This window comes from Akkermansia sp. UNK.MGS-1, from assembly GCF_000980515.1.
GTDB lineage: Bacteria > Verrucomicrobiota > Verrucomicrobiia > Verrucomicrobiales > Akkermansiaceae > Akkermansia > Akkermansia muciniphila.
This window is the reverse complement of the sequence record NZ_LBCB01000040.1, coordinates 245703-257667: the sequence shown is the minus strand read 5'-3', so window position 1 is coordinate 257667 and position 11965 is coordinate 245703. Positions and strand designations below refer to the sequence as shown.

The 11965-nt window shown below is 53.9% G+C and carries 14 protein-coding genes; 6 read left to right on the top strand and 8 right to left on the bottom strand.

What is annotated here, in order from left to right; genetic code table 11:
- The 5 genes from sufB to rplU form a co-directional block, all read right to left on the bottom strand.
- The coding region (gene sufB, locus WW58_RS12590) for a Fe-S cluster assembly protein SufB (protein WP_046437997.1) at positions 1-1088 on the bottom strand (1088 nt) is incomplete at its 3' end.
- A gap of 22 nt (positions 1089-1110) precedes the next feature.
- Entirely contained in the window at positions 1111-1869 is a 759-nt protein-coding gene (gene sufC, locus WW58_RS12585; protein ID WP_022198500.1) for a Fe-S cluster assembly ATPase SufC, read from the bottom strand.
- 15 nt (positions 1870-1884) lie between these two features.
- A complete protein-coding gene (locus WW58_RS12580) occupies positions 1885-2325 on the bottom strand; it encodes a Fur family transcriptional regulator (RefSeq protein WP_031930286.1) in 441 nt (146 codons plus the stop codon).
- A 155-nt stretch (positions 2326-2480) separates the two neighbouring features.
- On the bottom strand, positions 2481-2744 hold the full coding sequence (gene rpmA, locus WW58_RS12575; RefSeq protein WP_012419538.1) for a 50S ribosomal protein L27: 264 nt from the start codon (positions 2742-2744) through the stop codon (positions 2481-2483).
- Between the two features lie 26 nt (positions 2745-2770).
- Complete coding sequence (gene rplU / locus WW58_RS12570) at positions 2771-3088, bottom strand: 50S ribosomal protein L21 (protein WP_012419537.1); 318 nt, start codon at positions 3086-3088, stop codon at positions 2771-2773.
- Between the two features lie 127 nt (positions 3089-3215).
- On the opposite strand from rplU, the gene tsaE reads away from it, so the two are divergent.
- Positions 3216-3626, top strand: coding sequence for a tRNA (adenosine(37)-N6)-threonylcarbamoyltransferase complex ATPase subunit type 1 TsaE (gene tsaE, locus WW58_RS12565; protein ID WP_232051451.1), 411 nt, complete (start codon positions 3216-3218; stop codon positions 3624-3626).
- 8 nt (positions 3627-3634) lie between these two features.
- Here the strand turns inward: tsaE and WW58_RS12560 are convergent, their stop codons facing one another.
- Positions 3635-4453 (bottom strand): alpha/beta hydrolase, encoded by an 819-nt coding sequence (locus WW58_RS12560; RefSeq protein ID WP_046436698.1) that lies wholly within the window; start codon positions 4451-4453, stop codon positions 3635-3637.
- A complete protein-coding gene (locus WW58_RS12555) occupies positions 4450-4917 on the bottom strand; it encodes a hypothetical protein (RefSeq protein WP_046436697.1) in 468 nt (155 codons plus the stop codon). The genes WW58_RS12560 and WW58_RS12555 overlap by 4 nt, the downstream gene beginning before the upstream one ends.
- 162 nt (positions 4918-5079) lie before the next feature.
- On the opposite strand from WW58_RS12555, the gene WW58_RS12550 reads away from it, so the two are divergent.
- From WW58_RS12550 to WW58_RS12540, 3 genes are all read left to right on the top strand, one after another.
- Complete coding sequence (locus tag WW58_RS12550) at positions 5080-7326, top strand: NPCBM/NEW2 domain-containing protein (protein WP_215833613.1); 2247 nt, start codon at positions 5080-5082, stop codon at positions 7324-7326.
- A gap of 216 nt (positions 7327-7542) precedes the next feature.
- Positions 7543-8991, top strand: coding sequence for a hypothetical protein (locus tag WW58_RS12545; protein ID WP_215833612.1), 1449 nt, complete (start codon positions 7543-7545; stop codon positions 8989-8991).
- 51 nt (positions 8992-9042) lie between these two features.
- Positions 9043-9969, top strand: coding sequence for a polyphosphate kinase 2 family protein (locus WW58_RS12540; protein WP_215833611.1), 927 nt, complete (start codon positions 9043-9045; stop codon positions 9967-9969).
- A 104-nt stretch (positions 9970-10073) separates the two neighbouring features.
- Here WW58_RS12540 and WW58_RS12535 read toward each other — a convergent pair whose 3' ends face one another.
- Entirely contained in the window at positions 10074-10517 is a 444-nt protein-coding gene (locus WW58_RS12535; RefSeq protein ID WP_128153433.1) for a hypothetical protein, read from the bottom strand.
- A gap of 73 nt (positions 10518-10590) precedes the next feature.
- Between WW58_RS12535 and WW58_RS12530 the strand changes: the two genes are divergently transcribed.
- On the top strand, positions 10591-11352 hold the full coding sequence (locus WW58_RS12530) for a hypothetical protein (RefSeq protein WP_046436694.1): 762 nt from the start codon (positions 10591-10593) through the stop codon (positions 11350-11352).
- A gap of 36 nt (positions 11353-11388) precedes the next feature.
- Complete coding sequence (locus tag WW58_RS12525; RefSeq protein WP_012419528.1) at positions 11389-11964, top strand: RsmD family RNA methyltransferase; 576 nt, start codon at positions 11389-11391, stop codon at positions 11962-11964.
- The last annotated feature ends 1 nt before the right edge of the window (position 11965 follow it).

Genomic DNA, 11965 nt, shown 5'->3' with positions numbered 1-11965 from the left:
CCGATGCTGATGGATTTGGAAACGATGTTGGACGTAGTATCGTCCGCCGCATGGATCATTTTGGCTCCCGTATCCTGGTGCTGGCCCGTGTTTGCCAGGGCAATGGAGATGACTTCCCCGCGCGCGCGCCTGCCTTTGAGCACCACAGCCGGGTATTTCATGGTGAGGCCGGAGCCAATGTTGCAGTCTATCCAGCGGATTTCCGCATCTTCCATGGCAAGGCCGCGCTTGGTGACCATGTTGAAGACATTAGAGGACCAGTTTTGCACGGTGACGTACTGAATTTTCGCTCCCTTGAGCGCGACCAGCTCCACAACGGCGGAGTGGAGGGTGGAAGTTTCAAACTGGGGCGCCGTGCATCCTTCCATGTACATGAGTTCCGCGCCTTCGTCCGCAATGATGAGAGTTCGTTCGAACTGCCCGAAATTTTCCGAGTTGATGCGGAAGTACGCCTGAAGAGGATGTTTGAGTTTAACCCCTTTGGGCACGTAAATAAAGGAACCTCCGGAAAATACCGCGCTGTTCAGGGCGGAGAATTTGTTGTCTCCCGTGGGAATGACTTTTCCAAACCAGGGACGAAAGACGTCTTCATGGTGTTTCAGGCCTTCCGTGGAGTTGACGAAGATGACGCCCTGGCTGCGGAGTTCCTCCTTCATGTTGGAGTAGGCGGATTCGGAGTCGTACTGGGCTTCCACGCCCGCCAGAAACTGGCGTTCCTGTTCCGGGACGCCCAGGCGTTCGAAGGTGCGCTTGACGTCCTCCGGCACGTCGTCCCAGCTTCGTTTGGGCCGTTCTCCGTCGGAGAGGTAGTAGCGGATTTGGGAGAAATCTATTTTTTTAATATCCGGAGAAGCCCAGTGGGTGGGCATGGGCTTGCTTTCAAAAACGGCAAGCGCGTTTTTGCGGAACTGGCGCACCCATTCCGGGTCGTCCTTGACGTCGCAGATGTAGTCAATGGTGGCCTCCGTCAGGCCGTATCCGGCATCAAATTTATGGCGTTCCGGGAAGGAGAAGTTCCCCTTGCTCCGGTCGAAGTCAAACAGGTTCTGTGTGTTCCCGTTCTCTGGCATGTCAGGTGTATCGCTCATGATTGATGGCCGGATGGCGGCATTACGCCTTTTCCGCTGTTTCCGCTTCTTTCAGGAACTCGTATCCCCTGCTTTCCAGTTCGTCCACCAGTTCTCCGCCTCCGGTCCGGACGATCCGCCCGTCAGCCAGCACGTGGACCACATCCGGCCTGATGTAGTCCAGCAGGCGTTTGTAGTGGGTGATAACCAGGAAGCTGCGGAAAGGGGAACGCATGGAGTTGACTCCTTCCGAGACAATGCGGAGGGCATCTATGTCCAGGCCGGAATCCGTTTCGTCCAGAATGGCATAGAGGGGATCCAAGAGAAGCATTTGCAGCACTTCATTGCGCTTTTTCTCTCCCCCGGAGAAACCTTCGTTAACGGCGCGTGACGTGAATTTGCGGGCCATGCCGAGCTGGTCCATTTTTGCATAGAGCGTTTTGTAGAAGGTGACCGCATCCAGTTCCTCCCCATGGGGCATGCGGGCCTGCATGGCCGCACGAAGGAAGTTGGCGTTGGAAACGCCGGGAACTTCCATGGGGTACTGGAATGCCAGGAAGAGTCCCGCCCTGCTGCGTTCGTCAATGCTCATGTCCAGCAGGTTCTGTCCGTCCAGCCAGGCTTCCCCCTCCGTTACCTCATAGTCCGGATGTCCGCAAAGAACTTTGGATAAAGTGCTTTTCCCGGACCCGTTGGGCCCCATGATCGCATGTACCTCTCCCTTGGGAATTTCCAGATTGATGCCTTTAAGTATTTCCGTGCCTTGCACGTTGGCGTGCAAATTTTTAATGACCAGACTCATGATGATGAAAGAGAGTTAGCCCTGCGGCGTGGTGATGGAACCCCTCAGGGTGATTTGGGCTTCTTCCACGCACACGTCGTCGGGCAGGTTGATGAATTCCTTCAGGTCCACGCCTTCCTTGATGGTGATGTCGTAAATGCGTCCGGTCCGGGTGTCCTGGAAGTGACCGTGCTCAACGAGATTGGGACAGAAGCGGGAAGAGCTGCGTTCAAAGTTGACCTGATTGACCAGGCCGTGGTTCACCAGCGCCTCCAGGCAGTTATAAACGGTGGCCAGGGAGATGCTGGGGAGTTTTTTGCGTACCCGCTGGTAAACTTCATTGGCAGTTGGATGATCCCTTTGTTCCAGAAGAACCTGATAGACTTCCTGCCTTTGCTTGGTAAGTCTCAACCCGGAAATGACCGGCAGGGTAGAGGCGGTGCGGACGGCCTGCTTGGAATCTGTTTTGGGATTCATATCTTATTTTTCATGCTCTGCGTGGATAGTGGGGGAGGGGCAATTGTTTTGCAAGAACAATTCCTGTTATTTATTGGGGCGCGGAGAAGGACAGAAAAAGGGGCGGTCATCCCTGTGGATGGCCGCCCCTGCAGGGAGATAGAGTAATCCGTATTTTAGTTGGCGGCTTCAGATCCTTCCGGAGCCACATTGACGCGGCGGCCTTCGCGGTCAAAGAACACGCGGCCGTCCACCAGGGAGAAGATGGTGTAGTCACGGCCCATGCCTACGCCCTTGCCGGGGTGCCATTTGGTGCCGCGCTGGCGGATGATGATGTTGCCCGCGATCACTTCCTGTCCGCCGAATTTTTTAACGCCGAGGCGCTTGCTGCGGGAGTCGCGACCGTTCTTGACAGAACCTTGACCTTTCTTGTGAGCCATAAGATAATAAAAATTAAGGGTTGAAATTAGGCGTTGATAGCGGTGATTTCCAGCTTCGTCATGGCGCGGCGGGAACCTTTTTTCTTGTGGAAGCCCTTGCGGCGCTTAAATTTGAAAGCGATGATCTTTTTGCCGCGGAACTGGCTGACCACCTTGGCGGAGACCGTAGCTCCTTCCACCATGGGGGTGCCGACGGTCACTTTTCCGTCATTTTCCACCATAAGCACCTGATCGAAGCTTGCTTCGGCCCCCTCTTCGAGGGTATTGATGCATTCAACGTCGATCACGTCGCCCGTCTGGACGCGGTACTGCTTGCCACCTGTTTTGAAAATTGCGTATGCCATTGCTATCACTGTTAAGGTTCGCCCGCAGATGCGGGAGCCGCAATAAACCATATGACTTTCTTTTAGACAAGCAAAATTTCATGGAAAAATGAGCGAATGGCATAAAATTTTTAGAAACGGCCCCGTTTTGACTCATTCCCCGGAGGAAATGAGGGAGCTGGGGAGGCAAATAGGTAAAATTTTAATGCCCGGCGAAATTTTGGGCGTGGTGGGTGAGCTGGGGGCCGGAAAGACGCACCTGACCCAGGGCATTATGGAGGGGCTGGGGAGTTCCGAGGCGGCTGCCAGCCCGACATTTTCCCTGGTGCATGAGCATGCTGACGGACGTCTGCCGGCGTGCCATTTTGATTTTTACCGCCTGAAGGATGAGTCCGAGCTGACCGGCATAGGGTGGGAAGAGTATCTGGACGGAGAGACTGTGCTCATTGTCGAATGGGCCAACCTGTTTCCGGAAGCGCTGCCGGAAGAAACCTCATGGCTGCTGCTGGAACATGAAGGAAGCTGCCTGCGCCGCGTGTCTCTGGCTCCTGCGGAATAAAACGGAGATCAGTACCCGATGCTTTGAGAAAACGCTTTATCAAAGCCGGGGCTGAGCCAGATGGTATTATGCATGGCTCCGGGGAATTCCTGGTAACTGACCGGTACGGAGAAACAGTCCCGGAGCCGTTTGGCGTGGTGCGGAGGAATGACTTCATCCGCTCCCGCAGCCAGGATGCTGACAGGGCAGGCGACTTTGGGCGCGGCCAGGTCTGACCGGAAGTGGTCCGGAAGGAGAAGCTTGACGGGCAGGTATGGGAAGAGACCGCGGGCAGTTTCCAGAAGGCTGTCAAAAGGGACCAGCAGCACCAGTTTTTTCACGTGTCTGACGGAGGCTATCTGGGTAGCGACTCCGGAACCGAGGCTTTGCCCGACCAGGATGACGTCGTCCGGCGTTCTTCCGGTTTCCTTCAGCACGGAGTCAAGAATAGCCAGGGAGTCTCCCATGATATCCTGTTCCGTGGGGGTGCCGGTGCTGAGCCCGTACCCGCGGTAATTGACCAGGAGCTTGGCATGGGGAAACCGGTCCAGGTAGGGAAGCATCATGGAGATGTCCATGGCGTTTCCCCCGTAATATACCAGGAGGGGCTGCCCCTTCTTTTCAATAAGCCAGCCGCTGAGTTTGGCCCCATTATGGTGGAAGGTGCGCCGATGCGGTTCCCAGGCGGCCCGTTTTTCCAGATACGCGGTTTTGTCCCTGGGCTGGGGCGGCAGGTACACCAGGGAGCGGACGGAGCACTGGAGGCATGCCAGAGCCAGAACCCCGGCAAGCAGAAGCGCGCACGGGATTTTCCATGTTCCCGTTTTCAGTATCCTCAGAAGATTCATGGGACGTTTTTTTCCGTGGTCATGGCTCCGGCTGTCCCGGAACGGAGCAGGGCTGTGCCCCGTTCCTGGCAGCTCCAGCCATTCAGGAAGGCCGTTTTTTCGTTCGCGCCCAGGCGGCGTACGTCATTCAGAAGTATTTCCCGGGAGGCCGTTTTGAAATGCAGCTCCGCGGAAGCCGCTCCCTGGCTGTATGTTACTGTAGCCGTTTCCGGAACCCCTCCTGCGATTTCCAAAGTTCCTTTGCCGTCCCCCAGCGAATGGTAAAAAAGAGTCATGCCGGAATGGGGATGCCGGATTTCCCGTTCGGAAACGGGTTCGCTTTCCCCTTCCAGGACAATCGCCGTTTTGCTGCCGTTGGGGAACCATTCCGCTTGGACGTTATCCGTTTCAAGCGTGGCGCCTCCGCGCCCGCAGGCGGAAAGAGCCGGAAGGATGCCGGGCAGTAGGAAGAATGCTGATCGCATGGAGACAGTGTCCCTGAATTCGGTATGGAAGGCAATCTCTCTTTTTCTCTGATGGAAGCTTCTGGACGATCCATATTTTTTCTGATAGAAGGAATACGGGAACGGAGTATAAAAAATATGTTCAGCCGGATGTTTTCATGGAGTTTTGTAGTTGCAGCGTGTTTGGCGGGATTATTCCCGGCACAGTCCCGGGGCGAGGAAGAAGCTGCCCAATCCGGAACCATAGCCGTAAAAGTTCCTGCCTCCAGCCTGCTGATGACTCGCCAGGAGACGGGGGAAACCCGGTTGGACCGGTCTTTCAGTAATGCGGGGTTGAGCATAGGCGGCAAAAAATATGCCACGGGAATCGGTACGCACGCTACGTCCATGATTCCCCTGCCCGTTCCGGAAAACCCGAAAGTTTTGAGGCTGGAAGGTGCATGCGGAATTGATGACGGTGCGGATGGAGACGGAAGCGTGGAATTCCGCGTGATGAGCGGGTCCGAGGTTTTATGGAGTTCCGGCGTGATGAGGAGGGGGATGGCCGCGAAGAAGTTTTCCATTCCGGTGGCGGAAAACGGCATACGGCATCTTTACCTGATGGCCGACCGGGTGGACAATAATTCCTACGACCATGCGGACTGGGTAGATCTGGCCTGGAAGACGGCAGGAAGTGGGCAGGGGATGAAAGGAGCTGTGGTGAATGCCTCTGAATTCGGCATGGTTCCCGGCGTCAGAAAAGATCAGGGGCCGGCGCTGCGGGCTGCCGTTTCCGCTCTCCGGAGGCAGGGCGGGGGCGTTTTGAACATCCCCAGAGGCATTTACCATTTTTATCCGGAGGGGGCTTTGAACATGAGTTTCCATATTTCCAACCATGACCAGCCGCTGATTCATCCGGTGTGTGTGCCTCTGGCCGATTTGCGGAATGTCCGCGTGGAGGGCAATGGTTCCCTGTTTCTTTTTCACGGCAAGGTGGTTCCCCTCCTGGTGATGGACAGCGAAAATGTCAGCATCAACCGTTTATCCGTGGATTACGAACGGTCCTGGTGTACGGAGGCGCGCGTCGTGAAGACGGATGACCGGTTCACGGAAGTGGAAATAGACAAAAAGGCCTACCCTTACGAAATCCGGAACAACAGGTTCGTTTTCCAGGGGAAAGGCTGGGAAGAAGGAATGGGACACTGTATGGCCTTTGAGAAAGGGACGGGACATATTATCGCCAATACATCGGACATCGGCTGGAACGGGCATGTGGAGCCGTTGGGCGGGAGCCGTCTCCGTTTGTCCTGGAACCTCAGGCAGAAGGGAATCAAGCCGGGGGATACGCTGGTTCTTCGGAATTATAACCGCCCCCATCCGGGATGCGTGGTGTACCGGGCTCGGAAAACATCACTGAATGACGTATCTCTGCACCAGAGCTCAGGCATGGCTCTGCTGGTCCAGCGATCGGAGGACTTTCATATGAAAGGCGGCGGAGTCATGGTCAGGAAAGGCACGGGGCGCGTACACACCGCCGGAGCGGACGCGACCCATTTTTCCAATACCCGGGGCGGAATCGTGGTGGAGAAAGCCCTGTTCGAAGGGATGATGGATGATGCCATCAATGTTCATTCCACCTGCCTGGGCGTGATGGAAGTAGTGGACAGCCATACCCTGAAGTGCAAATACATGCATCGGCAGGCGGTGGGGTTTGAGGTGTTTCTTCCCGGTGAAAAAATCCGTTTCATCAACGGTCCTACGCTGGAACCCGGCGGAACGGCCACCGTGAAGACGGCAGTGAAAAAGAATTCCGCGGAGATGGTGATTACGGTGGAAGAGCCGCTCCCCTCCTCCGTCAGGGCCGGGGATGCCGTGGAGAATGCGGATTTTTACCCTTCCGTGGTTTTCCGCAACAATATCGTCCGCAACAACCGTGCCAGAGGATCTCTTTTTACAACGCCGGAGAGAGTGCTGGTGGAGGGCAATTTGTTTGACCATTCCTCCGGCTCCGCCATTCTATTGGCAGGGGATGCCCAGGGGTGGTATGAAAGCGGCGCCTGCCATGAAGTGGTGATCCGCAAAAATACATTCATTAACAACCTGACCTCGCGTTACCAGTTTACGAATGCCATTATTTCCATTTACCCGGAAGTCAAGCAGCTGGACAGGCAGAGGGATTACTATCATCGCAATGTGCTGATAGAAAATAATGTTTTCAAGACGTTCGATGTGCCGCTGCTGTTCGCCATTTCCACGGACAACCTCAAGTTCATCAATAATAAGGTCATTTACAATGACGAGTTTAAGGGATGGGGGCAGAAACCTTTCCAATTCAGAAGATGCGCCAATATTCTGATTAAAGATAACAAGGTGCTGCCTCCCCGCACATGGACCCTTGAGGACTGCAAGCTGGAAAATACCCCATCAGATCAGGTCCGCTTTGGTGGATAAGTTTTTTATTTTACGCAATATCCGTATAAACAACATTTTTTTGCGGATTGTATATCCGCCGCCTGCTTTTTTACAGGAAGAAATCACATATCCATATGAATATCAATAGATAAATATGAAAATAGATTTGTTTTTTCTTCTTATCTCTGCAACTTTGAAAAGTTATTGATGTTTTTATCTTAGAAAAATATGTTGCCACCGGATATACAATCCGCTATGTTGCCTTGCACTATGTGCAGGGGACAAAAGAGGGCGCCGGAAGGCAATGACGGGGGCATCAAATATTGGTGGATTTTACCTTTTTTGTCTTTCTTTTTTTCCCTGAATAACCAAAGTTTTTGGATTGATGAATGTTGTACTGCATTGTGCGCCATGCAGCAGGGAATGGAGGGATGTTGGAAGAAGATTTGTGAAATTGGCGGTAGCGATGCTCAAATGGCCTTTTATTACTACCTTTTATTTTTGTGGCATCATCTGACGGGTGCGGAGTCTGAATGGATGCTGAGGTTATTTAATATATTTTGGGTATTTTTATCATCCTGGTTTTTCAGAAAGGAACCAAAGGCGCTGGTGATTCTTTTGATTTCACCGTTTTTTGTTTATTATTCTAACGAGTTGCGGCCCTATATGTTGCAGATAGCGGCCTCTTGCGCTGTCTCCATGTTGTTTTGGCAGGTTAGCCGGGGAGAACCGGTAAAATTCCATGTCTTTTTTGGTTCTCTGTTTTTTTTATGTCTTACAAGCCTGACAGGGGTTGTATGGGCGCTCGGTTTTGCCGCGGCATTCATGGTCATGGCATTCCGGCAGTTTGGAGGGCGGAGGTTTCGGCGAGCCCTGCTCTGGTGGATTTTTCCATTTTCCGGGTTGGGAGCATATTATCTTTACACTCTTTTCTTGGGCGCCCGTGCGGTTTCCATATCTTCCTCCTGGATAGTCAATGCATGCGCTTCCATGTACGAGTTATCGGGATTGGCCGGCATGGGGCCTTCCCGTCTAGAATTGAGGATGTGCATGACTCCTGATGCTTTATGGAATATGAACGGATTGGGGGCAGGGATGATCTCCGGCGCCATTCTTCTGGCCGGTTCTGCCTGCGGCATCATTTTGTGGAATAAGCGGGCTGAGAGGCCCTTGGTTCCTGCTTTGCTGGTGTTGATATTGCTTCCAGGGGCCGTATTCCTTTATGGAACGGAAATGATGGATTTCCGTTTTTCCGGACGGCATTGCGCGCCGTTATTGCCTGTATTGTGTCTGGCCTGGTCCCTGGTGGCGTTATGGGATTGGTCGTTCCCCAGGATTGCCCAAACTATCCTGTTCCTATTAATGATGATTGTTTGGGCGGTGAGCGATATTCGTATTCGTTGCAATGATTTGTATGGCCGTGAAGATTTCCGCTCTGCGGTATCTTATTGCAAATTATTGCAGAGCAGTCATGTTGACATTTTACTTTTATGCAATGGAGCCGGAAAGGAGTTTTATGGATGGATTCCCGGCCCGTTAAAGGACAAATGGTCTGATTATAAGGTGATCGTAGTTTCCCGGCCATCCGATTATGCTGCTTTTCTCCAGTCCATAGAGTATTCCGGCAAGTATGAACGTTCCGAATTATGCCGGGGGTTTGTCGTCTATCGGCGGGGTGGAATCTCCCAACGAGAGGGGTATTGATGTTTTTGCTGTTGTTTCAACATTTTGAGAAGAGACAGTGTCATTATAGAAATGATGGATATTTCTTCCCGCCTGGTCAAAAGATGCAGGAAATTTATTGAACCGTACCGGGTGACGGACGGCAGGGGATTCAAGTTGTCCCGCTATGATCCCGGCGATCTCGGCAAGCTGGGCAAAGACAGCAAGAAAGAGGCTGTGGATAAGCTGGAAAAGGGCATCGAATTGCTGGAGCAGCTTCAGGAAGTATTGTATGCCAGCGAGTCTCATGCGCTGCTGGTGGTGCTGCAGGCGATGGACAGCGCGGGAAAGGATGGCATTGTGAAGCATGTGATGGGAGGCGTCAATCCGCAAGGGTGCGTAGTCAGCAGCTTCAAGCAGCCTTCCACGCTGGAACGGAGCCATGATTTTCTGTGGAGGTGCGTAGCGCGCCTCCCCAGGCGGGGGATGATTGGCATTTTCAACCGTTCCTATTATGAAGAAGTCCTTAGCGTGCGCGTGCATCCGGAGTTTCTGGCCGGAGAGGGATTTAATCCCTCCCATGCCAAGAGTGCTTTCTGGGAGGAGAGGTTCAGATCCATCAATAACCTGGAACGCCACCTGCTCGCCAACAGGACGAGCATTGTGAAAATATTCCTCAACCTTTCCCCAGAGGAACAGAGAAAGCGCCTTTTGGCACGGCTGGATACTCCGGACAAAAATTGGAAGTTTTCTGAAGGGGATATTCACGAACGCGAATTCTGGGACCAGTACCAGAAAGCGTATGAGGAGATGATACGCCATACTTCTTCCCGGGAGGCTCCATGGTATGTGGTGCCGGCGGACAACAAATGGTATTCCCGGCTCGTCTGCTTGTGCGCCATTGTGGAGGCCCTGGCGGAGATGAGGCTGGAATATCCGAAGGTTTCCGGGGAATTGAAGGAGTTCTTTCCCAAATTCCGGGAGAAACTGGAACGCCCCCTGTCCAGGGGCGGGGATTAGAGCGGCATTAGGAAACGCGGAGAGAAAAACGGCGCATCAGCGGGAGATTGCCCTCCTTCTGCTGCGCCGGCGCATTCCGTGCCATAGGGCAGGCTCCGTTTCCGTCAGCGCCTGCGTTCCCAAGATTGCACCTTGCCGTTGATGAAAAGCACGTATCCGGTGTTTACCGGCACATAGGTGACATCATTGTAATAAGGATAATAGGGACGGTAGAAGCCCGGCCCCCAGTAGGGACCGCCCCAGTAGGGGCCGGCCCAGAAAGAGGGGGGAGGGGTGTAAACCGGCTGGAGGGAGGAATAAATCCAGCGGGTGGCGGATTTCCCGTTAAGGTGGCCTTCCGCTACGGCGGAGGGGTCCCCCCAGGCCAGGAAAACGGCCGGCGGAGACATTCCTTCAGCAATTTGTCCGGATTCCACCAGTGTTTTCTGGCTGGGCGGGAGGGAATTGAAAAGGGCCGGGTTTTTCTGGATGCGCGATGCCGGGGTGGACACGCAGGAAGCAAGGCTCAGAGCGGCGGACAGGGTAGTGAAAAGTAACTTCCAACTCATGATGTACATACGGATAACACTCACTTTGACTCTTGCCAAGGGTCTTTTGTTGAGTAAAATATACGAACACGTTATGAAAGCGCTCCGTAATCTGGCTTTAACACTGATAGTCCCTGTTCTGGTTTCCTCCCTGTCCGCAGCGGAAAAGCCGGAAATAGTTGACGAATATCTCCCGGTCGGCAAAATGGCGGAAGCCGCCGCCGTCAGCGTTGTGCTTGATGAAAGCCTGCAGCCGTTCATGGAAAAGATAGACGGCGTTTTCGCCTCCCTGCCCGACAAGGACAAGAAGGAGCTTGTCAGCCAGATTGTCCCCGGCCAGCCCGTTCCTTATGATGAGCGCCTGGGCTGGACCAAGGACGAATATGCCAAGTACCTGGAGTGCTGGAAGCTGAAGCAGGTGCAGGAAGTGGCCCCTGTGGCCCTGGGTATTTTCGCCTCGGGGGAACGGAATATCTGGGATTTGGCTGCTGTGGCGCAGCAGGGGCCGTTGCCGATGAGCACGCTGAAGTATGATTCCAGCACCAAGTCATGGATTTCTCCCAACGGAACCCTGACCCTGAAAGGGGACGTGTCCTATGACGATCTGAATGTATACGGCGCGTGGAGTGGCAAGGAATGGACAATGGAAAAGAAAACCATTCTTTCCACCCTGACGGAGACTATCATTGCGGGCAAGACCAAGGACGGCAAGTATGCCTATTTCGTTTACAACATGTCTGAAAAGAACCCGGACAACGTTGCCATTGCCAACCAGTCCATCGTTCTGCGTGTTCCCGTTACCCGCATCGCGGGTGACCCTTTGCTGGAAAAGGCCAAGGCCAAGGCTCGCCAGTAGGGATATGATGTTCCTTTCATTTCCGGTAAGACAACAATGCGTATCATCAGCGGAAAGGCCGGCGGCATAACCCTGTCTGTTCCCAAGGGGGAAGTTCGTCCCACGACAGACCGGGTCAGGGAAGCCGTTTTTTCCATCCTGAACCCGCTGATGGACCGGGCCGACGTGCTGGATTTATTTGCCGGGTCCGGCGCCTTCGGCCTGGAGGCCCTCAGCCGTGGGGCGAGAGACGCCCGCATGGTGGATTTTTCCCGTCTCTCCTGCGCGGCGGCCAGGGCCAATCTCGTCAAGACGGGCTTGGAAGGCGGAACTGTCATCCAGGGAGATGCCGTCCAGTTCGTGAGAAGGGAACTGCTGGCCGGCAGGAAGTACGATATTATTTTTGCAGATCCTCCTTATTGCAAGGGGCCGGCGGACCGCGACTTTATTGTTGAACTGGCGGAGGCCGGAGTTGCCGGACTTTTGAAGGGTGGTGGCGTGTTTATTGCGGAAGTGCAGGAGGGCTGGGGTACCGGAAGGGAAGGCGCCGCGGAAATTGACGGCCTGAATCTGGTGGATACCCGCCGGTACGGGAAAAATATGCTGCTGTTCTACCAATTGCCTGAGAAGTAAG